Annotated in this window: 15 protein-coding genes; 7 read left to right on the top strand and 8 right to left on the bottom strand. The window is 44.2% G+C overall.

Annotated features, from left to right (window positions below):
• The first annotated feature begins 52 nt into the window (after window positions 1-52).
• Entirely contained in the window at window positions 53-4,420 is a 4,368-nt protein-coding gene (locus MD536_RS12340; RefSeq protein ID WP_239600054.1) for a YDG domain-containing protein, read from the top strand.
• 53 nt (window positions 4,421-4,473) lie between these two features.
• On the opposite strand, the gene MD536_RS12335 is transcribed toward MD536_RS12340, so the two are convergent.
• The 6 genes from MD536_RS12335 to MD536_RS12310 form a co-directional block, all read right to left on the bottom strand.
• Window positions 4,474-5,286 (bottom strand): penicillin-binding transpeptidase domain-containing protein, encoded by an 813-nt coding sequence (locus tag MD536_RS12335; RefSeq protein ID WP_239600052.1) that lies wholly within the window; start codon window positions 5,284-5,286, stop codon window positions 4,474-4,476.
• Between the two features lie 46 nt (window positions 5,287-5,332).
• Window positions 5,333-6,394 carry a bifunctional transcriptional activator/DNA repair enzyme AdaA gene (locus tag MD536_RS12330; protein WP_239600051.1) on the bottom strand — a complete coding sequence of 354 codons (1,062 nt, stop codon included), beginning with the start codon at window positions 6,392-6,394 and terminating at the stop codon, window positions 5,333-5,335.
• Window positions 6,395-6,466: 72 nt separating this feature from the next.
• The gene (locus tag MD536_RS12325; protein ID WP_239600049.1) at window positions 6,467-7,993 is read right to left on the bottom strand and encodes a sulfatase family protein; all 1,527 of its coding nucleotides are present in this window, start codon (window positions 7,991-7,993) and stop codon (window positions 6,467-6,469) included.
• Window positions 7,993-9,864, bottom strand: coding sequence for a beta-N-acetylhexosaminidase (locus MD536_RS12320; protein WP_239600047.1), 1,872 nt, complete (start codon window positions 9,862-9,864; stop codon window positions 7,993-7,995). Before MD536_RS12320 ends, MD536_RS12325 begins: the two co-directional genes overlap by 1 nt.
• Before the next feature lie 77 nt (window positions 9,865-9,941).
• The gene (locus MD536_RS12315) at window positions 9,942-10,598 is read right to left on the bottom strand and encodes an HD domain-containing protein (RefSeq protein ID WP_239600031.1); all 657 of its coding nucleotides are present in this window, start codon (window positions 10,596-10,598) and stop codon (window positions 9,942-9,944) included.
• Window positions 10,599-10,608: 10 nt separating this feature from the next.
• Window positions 10,609-11,313: an energy transducer TonB gene (locus MD536_RS12310; RefSeq protein ID WP_239600029.1), complete on the bottom strand. Its 705-nt coding sequence runs from the start codon at window positions 11,311-11,313 to the stop codon at window positions 10,609-10,611.
• Between the two features lie 28 nt (window positions 11,314-11,341).
• Here MD536_RS12310 and MD536_RS12305 point away from each other — a divergent pair, with 28 nt between their 5' ends.
• The 5 genes from MD536_RS12305 to MD536_RS12285 are packed head-to-tail and all read left to right on the top strand — an operon-like array spanning window position 11,342 to window position 15,838.
• Window positions 11,342-13,039 carry an amidohydrolase gene (locus MD536_RS12305; protein ID WP_239600018.1) on the top strand — a complete coding sequence of 566 codons (1,698 nt, stop codon included), beginning with the start codon at window positions 11,342-11,344 and terminating at the stop codon, window positions 13,037-13,039.
• The gene (gene msrA / locus MD536_RS12300) at window positions 13,029-13,517 is read left to right on the top strand and encodes a peptide-methionine (S)-S-oxide reductase MsrA (RefSeq protein ID WP_239600016.1); all 489 of its coding nucleotides are present in this window, start codon (window positions 13,029-13,031) and stop codon (window positions 13,515-13,517) included. The genes MD536_RS12305 and msrA overlap by 11 nt, the downstream gene beginning before the upstream one ends.
• A gap of 27 nt (window positions 13,518-13,544) precedes the next feature.
• The gene (locus MD536_RS12295; protein ID WP_239600014.1) at window positions 13,545-14,420 is read left to right on the top strand and encodes a DUF2157 domain-containing protein; all 876 of its coding nucleotides are present in this window, start codon (window positions 13,545-13,547) and stop codon (window positions 14,418-14,420) included.
• Window positions 14,401-15,366, top strand: a complete 966-nt coding sequence (locus MD536_RS12290) for a DUF4401 domain-containing protein (protein ID WP_239600012.1) — start codon at window positions 14,401-14,403, stop codon at window positions 15,364-15,366. The genes MD536_RS12295 and MD536_RS12290 overlap by 20 nt, the downstream gene beginning before the upstream one ends.
• The gene (locus MD536_RS12285) at window positions 15,353-15,838 is read left to right on the top strand and encodes a GDYXXLXY domain-containing protein (RefSeq protein ID WP_239600001.1); all 486 of its coding nucleotides are present in this window, start codon (window positions 15,353-15,355) and stop codon (window positions 15,836-15,838) included. Before MD536_RS12290 ends, MD536_RS12285 begins: the two co-directional genes overlap by 14 nt.
• 8 nt (window positions 15,839-15,846) lie before the next feature.
• Here the strand turns inward: MD536_RS12285 and MD536_RS12280 are convergent, their stop codons facing one another.
• Complete coding sequence (locus MD536_RS12280) at window positions 15,847-16,797, bottom strand: nitrilase family protein (protein ID WP_239599995.1); 951 nt, start codon at window positions 16,795-16,797, stop codon at window positions 15,847-15,849.
• 56 nt (window positions 16,798-16,853) lie between these two features.
• On the opposite strand from MD536_RS12280, the gene MD536_RS12275 reads away from it, so the two are divergent.
• On the top strand, window positions 16,854-17,231 hold the full coding sequence (locus MD536_RS12275; RefSeq protein WP_239599993.1) for a hypothetical protein: 378 nt from the start codon (window positions 16,854-16,856) through the stop codon (window positions 17,229-17,231).
• Between the two features lie 362 nt (window positions 17,232-17,593).
• On the opposite strand, the gene MD536_RS12270 is transcribed toward MD536_RS12275, so the two are convergent.
• The gene (locus tag MD536_RS12270) at window positions 17,594-19,030 is read right to left on the bottom strand and encodes a glycoside hydrolase family 27 protein (protein ID WP_239599992.1); all 1,437 of its coding nucleotides are present in this window, start codon (window positions 19,028-19,030) and stop codon (window positions 17,594-17,596) included.
• Window positions 19,031-19,037 lie beyond the last annotated feature (7 nt).

Raw genomic sequence — 19,037 nt, 5'->3', positions numbered from 1 at the left:
CAATTACGGTACTACAATTCCGTTCGTCTAGGTCTAACCGTAATTGGAAGCAATGAAAAAACTTTTACCCCTAATCCTATCGTTATCTTTACTAGTATCCTTACAACCGGCATTTTCTCAAACAACGTACAACTTTAACTCAGGCGCTACGCTCTCTGCTCCGATCTGGTCATTCTGGAAAACCCGCGCTGTTATAACCATTGATGGCGTTCGATACCAGATGGACTGTGGAGGAAATGGTTCTTTCGCCAATTCAGCTACTGAAGGTGTTAGCAACAGTGCTTCATTAAAGAAAGATGGTTCCGGTGGAGATCAGTTCACCTTACAAAGAGAAGACGGTCAACCCTTTCAATTTTATGGGTTCTGGGTTAAACACCAGAGCATGAACAGCTATTCGCAGTTTATGTCGCTCCCCCCCTGGTATACGATCACCTATAACCTGGCAAGCGGAGGTACTCAAACAGATAAGGACATGACCGCCAAGCAGGGTAATAATACCGCTCTGACTACTAGTGCGATCACTTATACCAAAGATATGGCAGTTACATCTGTATCCATCCAATTCAATGCAATCATATATTTCTGGATTGATGATATCAAAGTGGGGCCAGTTGCTGCGGTTGCTGCACCCACTATTACTGCTCAACCAAACAACAGATCCATCTGTTCCGGTGGAAATACAACTTTCTCAGTTACTGCGACTGATGCCAGCTCTTATCAATGGCAGGTGAACACCGGTTCAGGTTTCTCCAATATCTCCAATAACAGCACATATGCTGGAGCTACAACTAATACCTTAACGATAACCAGTGCTTTTACTGCAATGAACGGTTATCAATATCGTTGCGTTGTAGGAGGATCCTCCTCTGTAAATTCTAATAGCGCTACATTAACTGTAAGCGGAGTTAACAATTCTTTCTCTTTAACCAATATTGCCTGCAATGGTACTGCAACCGGTGCTGCAAGCATCTCGGTGAGCGGAGGCGTTGCTCCTTACACCTATCTATGGTCAAATGGAGCAACCACATCTTCTGTAACCGGACTTGCTGCTGGTGCTTATTCTGTTACGGCAACGGATGTGAATGGTTGCTCAACCACACGGAATTTCACAATTACTCAACCTACTGCCATCAATGTAACCAGTTCACAAACAAATGTGTCCTGCAATGGTGCAAGTAATGGCACAGCAAGTGTTTCGGTTAGCGGTGGTGTTGGTCCATATACCTATAGCTGGGCTCCTATGGGAGGAACAGGTGCAACGGCAACTGGATTGTCTGCAGGTACCTATATAGTAACTATCACAGACCAATACGGCTGCCAGACTACCCGCAACTTTACCATCACCCAACCAGCAGCAATGCAGGTTGGTACTTCTCAAACCAATATTGCCTGCAATGGAGGAAGCAATGGAAGTGCCAGTGTCACTGTTACTGGTGGAGCAGGTCCTTATTATTATAGCTGGTCTCCTATGGGAGGAACAGCAGCAACTGCAACCGGTTTGGCGGCAGGTTCCTATACCGTTACGATAACAGATCAAAATAGTTGTCAAATCTCCCGCAGTTTCACCATCACACAACCCACCGCAATGCAGGTTAGTACTTCTCAAACCAATATTGCCTGCAATGGTGGCAGCAATGGAAGCGCCAGTGTTACAGTTTCAGGTGACACTGCCCCCTATACCTATCAATGGTCAAATGGTGCAACCACCCCTACTGCATCCGGATTATCAGCCGGCACCTACTCCGCTACCATCACAGATTCCAATGGATGCCAGTCCAGCAGAAACTTTACAATCACGCAACCCGCAGCAGTTACAGCAAGCGTTAATAAAACAACTGAAACCATCTGTTCAGGTTCGGCTACATCTATTGAGCTCACCGGCTCCAATGGCACAAGCTTCAACTGGACAGTTGCCGCAGTTTCAGGAAATGTAGCTGGCTACAGCAATGGTTCCGGTGAAACGATCTTCCAAACGCTAACAGGTAATGGTAAAATCAACTATACAATTACTCCATCCAATGGAATTTGTACCGGAAATAACATTGAAGTATCAGTAACCGTAAATGCCTTAACATCAATTACAACCCAGCCAATAGCTCAATCCATCGAAGAAGAAGAATCCACTTCTTTCGAAATTGCTGCTGCAAATGCTACCAGTTACCAATGGCAGGTAAATACAGGAAACGGATTTGTTAATCTTTCCAACAATGAAGTTTACAGTGGTGTAAACAGTTCAAAACTGATGATCACCAGCGCTTCCGGAGAATTGGATGGTTCCACCTATCGTTGCATTGCAACTGGTCTTTGTGCTCCTGTAGCTATTTCTGATGCCGTAAGCCTGGACGTGAATGTAAAAGCAACTCAATCCATCAACTTTGAATCCATTCCTGCACAGATCTATGGCGAGCAATATAGTTTGCAGGCCAGCAGCAACTCAGGATTAGCAGTAGCATTCAGCTCCAGTGATCCTTCCATTGCAGAAATCAGCAACGGTATCCTGTATGCGAAAAAAGCCGGACAGGTAACTATTACTGCCAGCCAACCCGGAAATGCAGCCTTCAAGCCTGCACCTGCTGTAGATCAGTTGGTTACGATTCAAAAAAGAACGCTGAGTATTGAACGCAATACTACTGTAGCACTTGAAAAAACCTATGATGGAAATCATTTGCTGACGCTGCCTCAAAATGCATTAACCATTCAAAACACCGTAAATGGTGATGTACTCGAAGCTACTGCCGCTGCAAGATTTGAATCAGAAGCAGCAGGAACAAACAAAGCAATTACAATTGATAATTTCCAACTCACTGAAGATAATCTTGAAAACTATCTTCTTTCTACAACTTCGATCTCAACTACTGGCGCCATCAAGAAGAAAACCATTAGCGCACAAATCAAAAACAATGCGCAGTTGGTGAAAACCTATGATGGTTCTTCCGACCTGGAACTGGAAAGTAATCCTGTTGAATTAACCGGACTGGTAGGATTAGATGAAGTGTTTGTACAAACTGCTGCAGCTTTCGACAACAAGCATGCAGGCACTAATAAAACGGTCACCCTAAGTCTTCAGGCTCTTGTCGGAAACGATAAAGACAATTATGAACTTTCCTCTACCACGCTTACTACACCAGGAACGATTCAACCTAAACTTGTCGCAGTTACCCAAAGCACCCAGCGTGGTTTGTACAAAACCTATGATGGCACCACTTCTATGAACCCGAACGATCTTTCCCTGGAAATTTCGGGTACGGTAGCAGGTGATGAACTGAGTGTACTGGCTGCTGCTGATTTTGAATCTAAAAATGTTGGCACCAATATTCCGGTTGATATTCACTCAATCCAACTGGATGGTAAAGACAAAGACAATTACCAGTTAACTAGTCAGCATACAACCGCCGTTGGAACAATCGAGCCTTATGTATTGACGCTGACGTTCAGCCAGGATCAACCAATTTCCAAAATCTACGATGGCACCACAAAAGCCGCTATCAGTAAAGAACACCTCGTGCTTCCAACACTTTTCGGAGAAGATGAGGTAAGCCTGGAAGTACCAGCTTTTGCTTCTTACGACAGCAAAAATGCTGGCACCGGCAAGCAGATCACAGTAGAGGGCATCAGCCTTTCCGGAAAAGATGCAGGTAATTACACGTTGGAAGCTGCATCCGTGAATGGTTCAGTTGGAACTATCTTACCAAAAGCAGCTACTGTTAAAGCTACAGCAGCAACGAAAGTATATGGCAGTCCGGATCCTGATTTCAGTTTCACCACCGAAGGAGTACTGGAGGGCGAAACCCTCGAAGGAAAACTTTCAAGAATCGAAGGAAAGAATGTGGGTGTATATGATATCACCATTGGATCCCTCACAGGCGGCTCTAACTATATCATTGAAAGCTTCGAAAAAGCGAGTCTGACGATCACCAAAGCAGACCTGTTAATTAAGGCCAATGCAACTACCAAAATACAGGGTCAGAGAAATCCTGCATTTACCTTAGAGTATATTGGTCTTGCAGGCGGAGATAAGCCATCCGACCTGAGCACAGAACCAATGGTTACCACGAATGCAGTTACCAATTCCCCCATCGGAATCTTTGAAATCAAAGTTGAAGGTGCAACATCTCCCAATTATAACATCAGTTACCAAAATGGAGCGCTCACAATTGCACCTGCTTCCAGTCAAAATTCCGTTCAGGCATGGAGCAGTGGTTCAGGTCAACTCCAGGTTCGTATTTATGCAGACCGGGCACAGAAAGCATCGATTGTTTTGTACACGGTAAACGGACAAACATTGATCCTGGAAGCCAAACAACTGAACCAGGGTATCAATACATTTACCCTGCGTACAGGTCATCTGACAACGGGCACTTATATCCTCGGGGTATACGGGCAGTATTTTAAAGAAGCCGATAAGCTGAATCTTAAATAAGTGGCAGGCATCATAAACACGAAGCTGCCTCAATTGAGGCAGCTTCTTTTATTTTAGTAGGCTCCAAACTCTTTCAGCATCGTCATGGTTATCCTTTTTCTACAAGTCCCAAAATCAGCTCGATTGTTTGTCCTCGGTTGTAATAACCGGGTCGCAAAAAAATAAACACCTTTTTTGGTTTCCATCCAGCCAACCCACCAGCCGGTATTGATACCAGCCTGGCGTGTCCAACCCGTTTTTGCATGGATTACATATTCAGCAGTTTTTTCGCTGATCATTATTTTTTTAACTAGCTCTATGGATCGTTTCGAAAAGGGCAGTTCATTCTTATACAAGCGTATCAAAAATTCTACCTGGTTTTTCGGACTTATGCCAAACACTCCATAATTCCAGAAATCATCTTCCGGGTGGGTAAGGTTTCCATTTCCATAACCAGCTTTCTGCAAATAACTGTGATAGCGCTCTTTACCAATACGCTTTGCCAGTTCGATATAAACCCATCCTGCTGAAACCTCAAATGCTTCACGAACGGTCATATCATGATAAATCTCAGGTCGATAGCCATACAAAACGGTATCGGTTTTACCAGGCCACCTGACAACTTCATTTTCATCTTTTATTACCCCGGTTTCCAATGCGATCAAACTGTTTATGATCTTGAAAGTGGATGCTGGTAGCGAACTTTGTGCTGCTTTGACTGTATCACTGATCAGCCACTTGTCTCTTGCAAAATCATACAGTACAATGGTTCCATCTACTTCACATTGTTTGCATAAGGTTTCAAAGGATTGAGCTTGTAAAGCAGGAATCAATACAAATTGCCAGCCCATTACCAAAAAAAGAAAAGGAAAGAATTTCAGTTTCATACCATAGATTCGAACTGCCAAATTCCATGTAAAAAAGAAACTGATTTTAAAAAAGTGATAAACGGATCGGCGCCCCTTCCAGTTGCAACAACTTCTCTTTCCTCCACAACCCGCCACCATAGCCGGTTAAACTTCCATCCGAACCTATCACCCGATGACAGGGCACGATAATACTTATCTTGTTCAGTCCATTTGCATTGGCTACTGCTCGTATCGCCAGGGGTTTGCCCAAGGCATCCGCCTGCTCTTTATACGAACGTGTTTTACCATAAGGGATCGTCAATAACTGATTCCAGACTTCCAGCTGAAACGGACTTCCAATCAAATCAATAGGTGTGGTAAATATTTTTAACTTTCCATCAAAATAAGCCGTGAGTTCTTTTTCCAGTAATTCAAAATGTGGATTGGGTCCCTGTACAATGGTCGCATTTAACCGCTTTGCTAAATACACCAGTTCTGTCTCCAGCATCCGGCGATCTGAAAACTCCAGCAGACAAATCCCTTTGTTTGTTGCACAGGCCAGCATGGTGCCTAAAGGTGTTTCAATTCGCTTACAGTCTATCATACCGGCATTTTTTGATTTAGAAGGTGTTACCCCAAAGATCGAACGAAATCCTTCTACAAAGCCACTGTTGGATTCATACCCCGCGTCGAAGGCAGCACCTGTTACCGATTCTCCCTGTTGAATTTTTTTGAATGCACTGTTGATTCGAAGCATACGCTGAAAAGCATGAAAACTCATGCCATGGTGTTTGAGAAACCAGCGGCGAAGCGTAGCAGGCTCAAAGCCTTTCTGCCTCAAATCATAATCTTTTAACCGGATGGATGGATCATTTTCCAGCTCCCTGATCAAGCCCCGGATAGCCTCCGGTGTTGCAGCAGGTTGCTCCATGGGGCGGCAAACTTTACAAGGCCGATAGCCTGCAGCAATGGCATCCCGTACTCCCGTAAAAAACTCTACATTCTCACGCTTGGGTTTTCGCGCCGTACAGGTAGGGCGGCAAAATATACCTGTCGTTTTCACGCCAGTGATAAAAATTCCTTCAAACTCCGGGTCCTTCTCTACCAGGGCCTGGTACCTGCGATCATCGGTGAGTGCGTTGGCCATGCATTAAATTTAAGCATACAAAAGAACACCACCGCAAGCACCCGCACCACCGAAAAATGAACAGGTATTTTTTTATTGAGGTGCTGAAGTTAACAATTTCAATGCTGCCGCCAGCTCCTTCACTTTCTCCGGATATTTCTCTGCAAGATTAACCCGCTCCCCCGGATCAGCCGATAAATCATACAACTGCGCCTGTTCCGAATGCCCCGATTCAATATTGGTTAACTGGTAAACAGCCGGTCCCCTGGATGGTGCAATATATTTCCAGTTATCCTGTACCAAAGCATAACTGGCCCCCTGCAGCACCAGGGATGTTCTTCCTTTTGAAGAACGGCCAATTAATGCCAGCAATTGATTCTGAGAATCCTGCGCATCTTCTGCAGTTAATTTAACGCCCAGCAAATTCGCAAAGGAGGCCAGCAGATCTACCTGGCTCACAAGGGCATTACTGACTCCCGACTTCACCAATGTTGGATGATATACAATAAAGGGCACCCTTGTTCCTGCCTCAAATATGCTATACTTTCCGCCTCTTAACACACCTGCCGGTGTATGCCCATTCAATTGGGTTACTGCGCCATCTTCATATCCATCATCCAGTACGGGACCATTATCACTTGAAAAAAGAATCAGGGTATTCTCCAAGTTTCCGGACTGCTCCAATGCCTTCAGGATTTCACCTACTGTCCAATCAATTTGCAGGATGGCATCTCCTCTGAATCCTAAGCCACTTTTTCCTTTAAACATCGTGGAAGGCATACGCGGCACATGAGGCTCTGTTAAGGAATAAAACAAAAAGAAAGGCTCGTCGGCACCTGCTCGTATAAATTCCTGCGCTTTCGAAAGAAAGGTCAGGGGCATTTCTTCATCTGTCCACCTGGCTGTTTTGCCACCCTTCATATAACCTATTCTGCCAATCCCATTCACAATCGTCTGATCATGCCCGTGATTCGGAGACGCTTTCATCTTCAACAACTGCGGGTGTTCTTTACCGGTAGGCTCATCCCCGATTTTCTCTTTATAACTCACTTCAATCGGATCTGAAGGGTCTAATGCCACTACCTTATGGTTCTCGACAAACACGGTTGGCACTCTATCGGCAGTTGCAGGAAAAATAAAAGAATAATCAAATCCCACTTCATTCGGTCCGGGTTTGATGGCTTCATTCCAGTTCTTTGCTACTGCCGTTCCCAATCCCAAATGCCATTTGCCCACTATCCCGGTTCTGTAACCTGCCTGCTTGAACACCTTTGGCAAACTGATTTTATCGGTTGGAACGATCAGTGCTGCATCACCCGGCAATACCCCGGTTCCGGATTTTCTCCAGGGATATTGCCCCGTCATCAGCGCATACCGGGAGGGGGTACAGGTGGCGGATGTGGTATAGGCCCTGGTAAACCGTAGTCCCTGCCTGGCTAGTTTATCAATATTCGGAGTTTGCAGCTTGGTGGCCCCATAACTACTGAGATCTCCGTAACCCAGGTCATCCGTATAAATTACCAGCACATTCGGCCGATTTTTCTGTTGCTGGGCTAAACCATTCCTGCTGCCAAATAACAGAACAACTAACGCAATTGTATATACGAATGTGGCCTTCATCAGAGCACAATCTGTTGAATGGTTGTCTTACCCACCTGCTTTCCATTTTTGAAACTTGCTGCTTTCACTGTTACCGAACGACGCACATCAAAGGGCTTTTTATACAGGGTTGATTTAGTAGTGGGTTCAGATCCATCCAGCGTGAAATAAATCTCCGGTTGATAACTATCTGTACTGAAACTTACTGTCGCTTTGCCCTGGTCACCATCTATTACAACTGACTGCTTCACGTTGTACGCACTCTGCGCTGCATTGTAATTCCAGAAGCGATACCGGTCGTACTGTGCTTCCAAACGTTGCGTGAAATCATTCCAGTCCTTCGGATGGCTTGTCCAGGCAATATCAGCTATCGCTGCCATCCTGGGCAGGGTCATATACTCCACTTTATCTGCACTGGAAATATATTCGGTCCACACATTGGCCTGCACGCCCTTGATATGTTTTGCTTCTTCAGCAGTTAAGGAAGCTGGTATCGGCTCATAAGAATATACTTTCTGCAGTGTCAGGTAACCCCCAATCGCCATGGGCTCCAATGCAGGTTTGCCCTGGAAATAATCAAAATACACATAATTGTTGGGGGTCATGATAACATCATGCCGTTGCTTGGCAGCTTCGATTCCACCTGCTTCTCCCCGCCAGCTCATTACTACTGCATTGGGGGCCAGTCCGCCTTCCAGGATCTCATCCCAACCTATCAATACGCGCCCTTTTGAATTAATGAATTTTTCAATGCGCTGTACAAAATAAGATTGCAGTTCATGTTCATCTTTCAGCTTCAGGTCTTTGATTCGTTGCTGACAACGAGGACATTTTTTCCAGTTGTCTTTCGGGCACTCATCCGCCCCGATATGGATATATTCAGAAGGAAAGAGATTGATTACTTCTGTGAGGATATCCTGCATCATATTGAATACCGTATCGTTTCCCGCACAGTATACATCGGTATGCACGCCCCAGGTTTCCTGCACCAGCTTACCACCTTTTTGCTTGCTCAGTTCTGATGGAAACTTATTGATAAAAGTCGGCTGATCCGGGAAACAACTCAGAAAAGGAAAAGCAGCAATCGCAGCAGATGCATGTCCCGGCATTTCAATCTCCGGTACAATGGTAATATGCCGTTGCGCAGCATACTGAATGATATCTTTCACTTCTGCCTGCGTATAAAATCCGCCATAGCGCTGATTGGTATTTCCCTGTCCCGGATAATTGCCAATAACCGTTCCGTTTCTCCAGGCACCTACCGAAGTCAGCTGAGGATATTTCTTGATCTCAATTCTCCAGCCATGGTCATCTGTAAGATGCCAGTGCAGGCGATTCATTTTATGCAAAGCTAGCAGATCAATGTATTTCTTGATGAAATCAGCAGGGAAGAAATGGCGACTCACATCCAGCATCATACCCCGATATTGAAAACGCGGCGCATCCTGCACCAGTATGGGAGCAATGGTTAACAGAGCAGCCGTATCTGTTGGTAACAATTGGATCAATGTCTGAATACCATAAAACACACCTGGTGCATCTGTTCCGGTGATCGTAATTGACTTCCCGGAAACCTCCAGTTGATATGCCCCTGAAACGGTAGAAGCTGTATTGCCCAACCGCAGTTGAATCGTATTGAGTTGCTTCCCTTTTTTAATTTTTGCCTGTTTTAAACCATACCGATCCAACAGGTAACTGTTCAAAAAATCAGCGCTGGATTGCAGACTTTTATCTGCCACAACCACAGCAGTTTGTGGAGAGATCAGAAAGGGATCTCCTGAACTGCCCATCACTATTTTTTCAGGCTTTGGGAGGAGGGAGGGTTGCGCCTGTACAAATTGGCTGGCAGCAACAAAAAGCATCAAACAAACAATACGAACTACTGACTTCATGGTAATCAAGCATTTTTATGAAGTCCTGAAAATACCGAATAACCGGGAAAGCCGCCGATGGAAACGTTTGCATAAAATCAGCGCTGCCCATCCCACTCGGCATAGAACTGCTCTACATAGGCTTCCATAAATGCATGTCGCTGTTCCGCCATCGCCTTACCTGTGGCTGTGTTCATGCGATCTTTCAGCAGAAATAACTTTTCGTAAAAATGATTAATCGTGGGATCATTATTGAATTTGTACTGCTCCACCGTCTTCTGTAGATTGGGTGGTTGAGCCGGATCATACAGGGGCCGATTTTTAAATCCGCCATAATTGAAAGCCCGGGCAATACCGATGGCTCCAATTGCATCCAGGCGATCCGCGTCCTGTACAATTGACAACTCAAGTGATTGATACGTTCCTTTATTATGTCCGCCTTTAAATGAGATATGCGAAATGATCAATTGTACTTCCTGAATAATTGCGGGATCAACTCCCTGCGATACCAAAAATTCCCCTGCTATTCTGGGACCCACCGTATCATCGCCTCCATGAAATTTGGAGTCAGCGATATCATGCAGCAACGCGGAAAGTTCCACTAGCAGCAGATTGGCCCCGGGCTCCTGCTCAGCAATATTGGTAGCAGTTTTCCATACGCGATGAATATGCCACCAGTCGTGCCCCCCTTCAGCATTAGCTAATTGTTCTTTTACAAAATCAACCGTACGGTTAATTAGTAGTTCATTATCCATCGGACTCAACTTATTGGAAAAAAGAAATGTAGAGGCGGTAATAGATTCGTTTTGGCTGACCATCCAATTTAGCACCCGATCGAAAACGGATTTTTTTCATGATCCGCATGGCTTCTTTATCAAGATAAACATTCACGCCATTTTCAACAGTAATCCTGGAAACAGTACCTTCTTCATCAATCTGTAATCCAATTAACACTCGACCATATTGTTTATTCACCATCGAATAGTAGGGAAAGACCAGGTTGTTCTGCATGAATTCCGACAGATCACCATCCCCGGTTGCAAGCACTGGCGCTACATATTTTTTCTCAGGTACATCAACCAGGAGATTGGTTATTTCAGGAAGGTTGGGCACAAAGAATGCTTTCTCAGCAGAATCCGGTGCTGCAGATCCATAGACTAAATTGAAATCATAATTCAGGAGGCGACCTCCATTGGCAAGATGATAGTACCACATCCCTACCGGTTCGTCCTTTTTCAGAAAAGCATCCAGCACAATCTGATCAAGTGTTATATGGCGGATCTCAACATGTGTGATGCTGTCTGCACCAACGGTTACCGTCTCCACAAAATCGGCTCCTTTTTGAGGGGATTTTACCCGATCGAAAAAGCTCTTGAAATAGAATTTCTTCACTTCTGGCATTGCCGCAGGCTGCTGTGCAAAAGAACCTACAGTCAATACTAGCAGTAAACTCAGGAATACTACACGCATGGCTGAAAGTTAAGTATTTTTAGATACTATGCGATTCCTCCTATCTATTACCGCACTACTCATTAGCAGTCAACTCCTGTTTTCTCAAAAGAGCGCAGCTCCCACCCTCATTTTATACAATGGGAAAATCTGGACAGGTAAAGATGCTCAGTTTGTCGATGCGATTGCCATAACAGGCAACACCATCACCCATATCGGATCAAACACCGACATCAAAAAACTGGCACAGAAATCCACTCAACTAATTGACCTCAACGGCCAACTCGCAACAGCAGGGATCAACGATGCCCATACCCATTTTCTTTCCGGATCCATGGGACTCACAGGTGTTGATCTCTACCAGGCAAAAACACTGGAGGAAGCCCTATCCGCAATTGAAAAATTTGTAAAAGAACACCCCAATAAAAAATGGATTACCGGCATGGGCTGGCAGTACAATCTTTTTAAAGGAGGGATGCCCAACCGCGAAGCTCTCATCGCCTTAGATAAAATCAGTCCTGACCGCCCGATTGTATTAGATGCCTATGATGGTCACAGTATCTGGGTGAACAGCAAAGCGATGGAACTGGCAGGCATTTCCAGTACTACCCAATTTGATGGATTTGGTTCCATCATTAAAGATCCGGAGGGAAAGCCAACGGGTGCCTTCACAGAAGCAGCCGGCAGCCTGGTTGAGAAAATAGTTCCTCCTCCCACTACAGAAGAAAAACTGGAGGCACTTCGCATAGGCATGAAATATGCAGCGCGACTCGGTATCACCAGTATTCAAAATGCCAGTGGCTCTGTTGCTGAATTCCAATTGTATGAAACCCTGCTTAAACAAGGAGAACTCACCCTTCGGTCTTCCACTGCCTTCAGTGCCGGCAAAAACACAAAGGAAGAAGACATCCAGCAATTCATACAAGTAAAAAACCGCACCAAAAGCCATCCCCTACTCAAAGCCGTTAGTATTAAATTCATGCTGGATGGTGTGATTGAATCGCACACTTCTCCCATGCTGGAACCCTACAGTGATGCCCTTCCTGATGGCACCCATGCCAACAGCGATTTTGCCTTGCCTTTGGAGAAATACCAGCAACTGTTAAACCGATTTGATAAAGAAGGATTCCAGGTATATACCCATGCTATTGGAGATCGCACGGTACGGGAAGCATTGAATGCCAATGAAAAAGCACAGCAAAAAAATGGCACCAAAGCCAGGCGCCATCGCATTGAACACATCGAACAATGTAACCCGCAGGATGTTCCCCGCTTTGCAAAGTTGGGCGTTATGGCTTCCATGCAACCTATTCATGCAGATCCGGGCAATATCGAAGTATGGGCAAAAGCTGTAGGAGAAAAAAGAATTCCGCATGCCTTTATGTGGAAGTCCATGTTGAAGAACAAGGCGCACCTGGTTTTCAGCAGTGATTGGCCGGCCTGTACCACCCCCGATCCTATACGTGGATTGCATATTGCGGTGAACCGGCAAACCCCTGAAGGACATCCGCCAGGCGGATGGGTACCCGAGCAAAGAATCACCATCCAGGATGCATTAAAAGCCTATACCCAGGGTGGCGCTTACTCCTCCTTCGAGGAAAAGATCAAAGGCAAATTGCAGCCGGGTTACCTGGCAGATATCATCGTGTTTAACCAGGATCTGTTTTCTATACCTGCAATGGATATTGCCAAAACAAAAGTAGTTTTAACAGTGTTTGATGGTAAACTAATTTTCAATGAGAACTGAAAAAGCAATATTGGCCGGTGGTTGTTTCTGGGGTGTGGAAGAACTGATCCGGCACCTGCCCGGCGTAAAACATACTATCGTTGGCTATACAGGGGGAGATGTACCCAATGCCACCTATCGGAATCATGGCACCCATGCTGAAGGCATCGCTATCAGCTTTGATGCTGATGTGCTGTCCTACCGGCAACTACTTGAATATTTTTTCATGATCCATAACCCTACCACTAAAAACCGGCAGGGAAATGATATCGGGTTGTCGTACCGATCCGCCATTTTTTACCTGGATGAAGAACAAAAGCAAACAGCCCTTCAACTGATCCAGGAGATGGAAGCTTCGGGTAAATGGCCGGGTAAAATTGTTACCGAAGTGGTACCTGCCACAGATTTCTGGGAAGCGGAAGAAGAACACCAGGATTACCTGCAAAAAAATCCGTTCGGGTATACCTGCCATTTCGAACGACCGGAATGGAAGTTGTAAATTACCTTCCTTAAAACCTTAACCAACATGAATCAACCACCCAGCCTGCAGGATTGGTCCCGTTTTGTCCGGATCCTGCTGCTGACCCTGGGTATTGGGTTTACAGTAGCTGGAATCATTTTCTTTTTTGCCTACAATTGGGATGCCCTTCCAAAATTGGCAAAGCTTTCGATAACAGGCGGACTGCTTATTGTAACCACGCTTCTTTCCCTGAGGCAGCAGTTTGATCCTATGATCCGAAACATCCTCTTAACCGCAGCTGCTGCTTTGGTGGGGGTATTGTTTGCGGTGTACGGGCAGATCTATCAAACAGGTGCAAATGCCTATGATTTTTTTCTCGCCTGGACAGTTTTCATCTCGATATGGGTATTGGCAGCAAACTTTGCTCCCTTATGGGTACTCTATCTCTTACTGATCAACACAACAATTTTACTATATGCCGATCAGGTAGCCAATCACTGGTCTGATCAACTGGTTTTCATCCTTCTTTTCCTCGTAAATCTGGTAGCATTAATCATAAGCAAATTCCTGTTGAAAGCAGGAAAGGCGATTCCTATTTGGTTCACCAACCTGGTCGCACTGGCTGCTATCAGTTTTTCTACCCTGGGTATCATCATTGGAATATTCGAAAACAAGCAGTTTGATTTCTGGTTGCTTGTCGCGCTGGCAGCATTAGCCTATGCTACAGGCATTTGGTATGGTTTTAAACAACATTCTCTCTTTTATCTGTCAATTATTCCGTTAAGCCTGATCATCCTGATTACTTCCTGTATTTTTAAAATCTCCGATAACTCAGGCGGCTTTCTGCTGGCAAGTTTTTTTATTATAGGCAGTGCTACGGTAACGATCAAGTATCTGCTGGACCTTCAAAAAAAATGGGCACATGAGCAACATGGAAACTAAACCACCGGTACAGGTTTCACTTCCAATAAAAATAATTTCAATTATTGGGGGTGTACTTGCCGGCTTCAGTTTTGTAGGATTTTTATTTCTCGTCGGACTGTTTGAATCTCCCGTTGCACAACTGGCGGGCGGATTGTTGTTTATTGCGATGGCCATCTGGCTGGATAAACAATACAACAATGTGCTGCTGGATACAATGAGTATTTCGCTTTTCCTGATTGGTGGTTTCTTAACCGGACTGGGACTGAGTGAATTTGGAGCATCCAATACAGTAATCTGCCTCGTTTACATTTTGATAGGGGCTATCTGCTTCTTTATAACCCAAAATTTAGTGCTGGCATTGGTTGCATTGTTGTCAATTCATGCAAGTATAGTATCCATCATACTGACCAACGACTTGCACGAAATGATTCTTGCTTACATTCCTATTTTAGCTGCAGGCTGCTATTATATTTACAGCAATCAGGATGAATTTAAAAAATATCCTGCCATTCGAACAGCCATAACTGTGGCCTTTTTAAGTGCATTGATACTCCCGGGTATCCGATATACAATACCCATATCGCCGGCGCATGTATGGATTGCTTCTGCAGGCATTATACTTATCGTTTTATACCTGGTTCATTCGATCAGCAAACAATATTTCGAACCAACTAGTGGATGGTCATTAAAGCTCCAGCTTGCAGTATTGCTATTCCTGCTGCCCACCTTGTTTGCGCCTTCGATAGCAGGGTCCATTTTCCTGCTGTTACTGGCTTTTCAGTTTGGATATAAAACCGGTTTCGTGCTCGCCATTATCAGTGGCATCTATTTTATATCGCAGTATTACTATGATTTGAGCTTTACCTTGTTAACAAAGTCAATGCTGCTACTGCTTTCGGGAAGCGTATTCCTTGTGCTGTATTTTATCCTATCAAAAAAACTACGACTGGATGAAAAAATTTAACTGGCTTATATTGATCAACCTGCTGTTAGTGCTGGGTTATTTTCTTTATTCCATCATGGAAAAAGAAAAGCTGTTGACAACTGGTCAACTGGTATTGCTGGAACTGGCACCTGTAGATCCCCGATCGCTTATGCAGGGCGATTATATGCAGCTGGATTATAAAATCGCCCGCGATTTCAGTGAGGATAGCGTACCCAAACGCGGCTTCCTGGTTGTAAAGCTGGATCAGGCCGGCATTGCATCACCAGTTAGAATACAAACCGATGGAACACCTATTCATCCCGGGGAACAACTGATACGATACACAGCTCCAGAACCCTGGAATATCAATATCGGTGCTGAGTCATATTTTTTCCAGGAAGGCAAAGCTGCCAATTACGATTCCGCCAGGTATGGAGGACTGCGGATAGATGCTAAAGGAAATAGTCTGCTGGTGGGATTGTATGATAAAGAAAGAAAATTGTTAAAGTAGGTGTGAATTTATTTCTTCTCCAGCCAAACTACTTTCTGCTCGGATTGATGCTCTTTTCCTATCAGGTCTCTGTACAACTCTGGGCGTCTTGCTTTCAGGTACCGATGCCCTCCTGCCAGGGTTAGTTTCTCAGGCGTCAGCGTTGCGATCACATAACTATCTTCAAAGCTTCTGCACTCCGCAATAATATCTCCATAAGGATCAAGGATCATGGAGCAACCATTTTTCAGCTGGTCATCATCCATGCCAATCGGGTTGGAGAAGATGGCATAAATCGCATTGTCATAAGCTCTTGCCGGCAACCATTTCATTAACCACGCTCTTCCCTTCATGCCATCGAATTCCAGTCGCAGTGAGGTTGGATCCGCTTCCCTGTTTGTCCATAAGGCAGGATCAACAAATCCGGCACCTGGACGTGTAGAGGGCGTACACATCGTAACATGTGGCATGAAAATAATATCTGCTCCCAGCAATTTGGTTGCTCGTACATTCTCGATGATATTGTTGTCATAACAAATCAGAATGCCACACTTCCAGCCCAACAGTTCAAATACGCAATATTCATTTCCTGGCAGAATATGCGGATTGATAAATGGATGCAGCTTTCTGAATTTAGCGATCAGGCCATTTCGATCTACACATACATAGGCTTTGTAAATGTTATCGTCCCGATCCTTTTCAAACAATCCTGCCAGAACTACAATATTGTGACGCGCGCTGATTTGCCTGAGTTGCGAAATGCTCTCACCTTCGGGAATCAGTTCTGCCTGTGCCAGCAATTCTTCCCGGGATAATTTACGCGCAAAACTGTATCCCGTAACCGAGCACTCATGGAAGGCAATTACCTGTGCACCATCCGCTGCAGCCTTAGCTGCCAGCGAATCCATTACCGACAAATTATAAGCCTTATCACCCGACCGGTTTTCAAATTGAGCAGTTGCTATTTTCAGGTTTTGCATATATTTTCTTTTTGTCCCTATTGCAGTTGCTAAATCTAATGAATATCTTGGCTCCGATGAAAAATTCAATACCAGTTTGTATTTCCATTTTTATACTTGTAGCAATCAGTTCCTGCAGTTCACCTGATTATGCAAAAACGATTATCGGCAAATGGGAGTTCTACCAGTTTTATTCCAAAGAGGATCTTTCAACCAACCAAAAAGAAGATTTGAAGTCCTTCAACAAGTCCAATAAAGGATTAACCATCCGGTTTTCACCCAACGGTCAATTTGAATCGGATCAACCCGGAGGCGTTATAGAAAACAATACCATAGCCGATTACAAGGTTCTGGAAGTAAGTGAAAAGTTTCTTCGCTTACATAAAGACAATAACAGTCCGGATGTGATGTTCAAACGTATCAATTTCACTGGCACAGAACCAGGGAGACAATAAAAATTCCCTATTTTTTAATCAGGCATAATGAATGCTTACTGAGGTATTGAATTTATACTCCGAATTCAGCTATTTAATCGGACACTAGTTATTTCTTTATATGTATTTTTGAAATTTATTTATTCGCTTCATAATATAGATTATCCAATTCGTCTTTTTTCTATTTTGTCAGTTATTCTTCCTCTGATTTAACTTCCTGGAAAAATGAATGAATTGCATTGGCTTCAACAAGAGGGAGTACTATTGTTGATTTAGATACGGGTAATGTATTTGAACGGCCCGCAAATGAGTTTTAAAAAACGTGAATTCATTGGTCATTTTTTTAATCAACAAGCGTTGCTCGTAGTTATGACAAGCTCAGTTCAGTTTTCAATTTTATATAGTCCAGCTCCATGTTTCGGTATTGTTTGTTCAAAATTTCCTTCAAATGCTCCCAGTTCTCTCTTTGCCCACAAGTCTCTTACCTTACATTTTCCGTTGATCCCCAATTTTGAAAAAGAGAAGGTAACTGGCTTTTCCTGTTCCGTCTGATTGAAAATAGCAAGATATTTTACTTTACCACCGGAATCGGTGGATTCCCAAACTACTATACCATTATCAGTATAAAGTTCTCTCGGTAACTGACCGTTTTTGTTCACTGCAATTACTTCCGGATTGGTAAGTACCTTCAGTGTTGCTTCATCATTTTGTGTAAGATCATTTCCAATAATCAGAGGCGATCGGGCTATACACCATAAAGTCATTAATGTTACCTGTTCTTCAGGTGTAAAATTTGAAAACCGCTCACCGCCAGCATCGCCCGAACGAGTTGCAATTTTTCCGAAAGGAATCATGTCCAGATCCGGCCAGTGGCCGGGGAAACTTCCTGCATGAACTGCCCATATTTTGGCTAAGCCAAACTGTTCTTTGAGGCGAGGCCAGCTATCCCAAAAATCAGCGGATATCCTGAACATATCAGCATTGGTTAAGACGTGATAACGGGCTGTTACAGGTGTAGAACCCGGAGATGTACTAAACACTATTTTTCTGCCACATTGGTCAATTGCTTTCCGGATAGCAGTTAATTCATCTGCCCGATACGGCATGGATAAATCATCCACTTTGATGAAATCTACCCCCCAGGAAGCGTACAATTTAAAAAGAGAATTATAATATTCCTGCGCACCTGGTTTCGACATATCTACTCCATAGGTAGCATTATACCAATCGCATATATCTGCTGCATTAGCAATATCTCTGGCCCTGAACTTAGAACCCAGAATAGGCAGGTCGCGTTCTACTGCCTGCCAAGGTATTCCACGCATGATGTGAATACCAAACTTCAAACCTTTCGCATGAACATAATCGGCCAGGTACTTGAATGATCCGTTAGCAGAAGGAAATTTATTCTTCGCAGGGATAAATCTGCCATATGCATCCAGTTCTGCATCGTGGCGTGGAAAACCAGGATGGTGAAACGGACTTCTGGGATCAGCAGACACACTGGGAGAATACCAGGAAATATCAATTACCATGTATTCATATCCGGCATCCTTGAGATAGTTTGCAGCATAATCAACCTGTTCAAGAAATTCCTTCTCCGTTATATCACATCCAAAGTTATTCCAGGAATTCCAGCCCATAGGAGGCGTTGGAGCTACTACCTGCTTAGGTGTATTATTAAGGCGTTGTGTTTTTTCATCCACAGGCGTACGGATATTAGCCACCTTAGAGATGGCATATTGTGCAAAACTGCTCCCAGCCTGAAATAAAAGAATCGCAGTCAGTAACCTGCTTTTGTTCCTGAGTTTATTCATCATATAAAAG

The sequence above is a fragment of the Flavihumibacter cheonanensis genome (assembly GCF_022352215.1).
GTDB classification, from domain to species: Bacteria; Bacteroidota; Bacteroidia; order Chitinophagales; family Chitinophagaceae; genus Flavihumibacter; species Flavihumibacter cheonanensis.
The sequence above is the reverse complement of the archived record's forward strand: the minus strand, read 5'-3'. Positions and strand labels throughout refer to the sequence as shown.

Bases quoted from the DNA above. Each gene is read 5' to 3' on its own strand.
- MD536_RS12340 (WP_239600054.1), top strand. From the start codon at position 53: ATGAAAAAACTTTTACCCCTAATCCTATCGTTATCTTTACTAGTATCC.
- MD536_RS12335 (WP_239600052.1), bottom strand. From the start codon at position 5,286: ATGAAACTGAAATTCTTTCCTTTTCTTTTTTTGGTAATGGGCTGGCAA.
- MD536_RS12330 (WP_239600051.1), bottom strand. From the start codon at position 6,394: ATGGCCAACGCACTCACCGATGATCGCAGGTACCAGGCCCTGGTAGAG.
- MD536_RS12325 (WP_239600049.1), bottom strand. From the start codon at position 7,993: ATGAAGGCCACATTCGTATATACAATTGCGTTAGTTGTTCTGTTATTT.
- MD536_RS12320 (WP_239600047.1), bottom strand. From the start codon at position 9,864: ATGAAGTCAGTAGTTCGTATTGTTTGTTTGATGCTTTTTGTTGCTGCC.
- MD536_RS12315 (WP_239600031.1), bottom strand. From the start codon at position 10,598: ATGGATAATGAACTACTAATTAACCGTACGGTTGATTTTGTAAAAGAA.
- MD536_RS12310 (WP_239600029.1), bottom strand. From the start codon at position 11,313: ATGCGTGTAGTATTCCTGAGTTTACTGCTAGTATTGACTGTAGGTTCT.
- MD536_RS12305 (WP_239600018.1), top strand. From the start codon at position 11,342: ATGCGATTCCTCCTATCTATTACCGCACTACTCATTAGCAGTCAACTC.
- msrA (WP_239600016.1), top strand. From the start codon at position 13,029: ATGAGAACTGAAAAAGCAATATTGGCCGGTGGTTGTTTCTGGGGTGTG.
- MD536_RS12295 (WP_239600014.1), top strand. From the start codon at position 13,545: ATGAATCAACCACCCAGCCTGCAGGATTGGTCCCGTTTTGTCCGGATC.
- MD536_RS12290 (WP_239600012.1), top strand. From the start codon at position 14,401: ATGAGCAACATGGAAACTAAACCACCGGTACAGGTTTCACTTCCAATA.
- MD536_RS12285 (WP_239600001.1), top strand. From the start codon at position 15,353: ATGAAAAAATTTAACTGGCTTATATTGATCAACCTGCTGTTAGTGCTG.
- MD536_RS12280 (WP_239599995.1), bottom strand. From the start codon at position 16,797: ATGCAAAACCTGAAAATAGCAACTGCTCAATTTGAAAACCGGTCGGGT.
- MD536_RS12275 (WP_239599993.1), top strand. From the start codon at position 16,854: ATGAAAAATTCAATACCAGTTTGTATTTCCATTTTTATACTTGTAGCA.
- MD536_RS12270 (WP_239599992.1), bottom strand. From the start codon at position 19,030: ATGATGAATAAACTCAGGAACAAAAGCAGGTTACTGACTGCGATTCTT.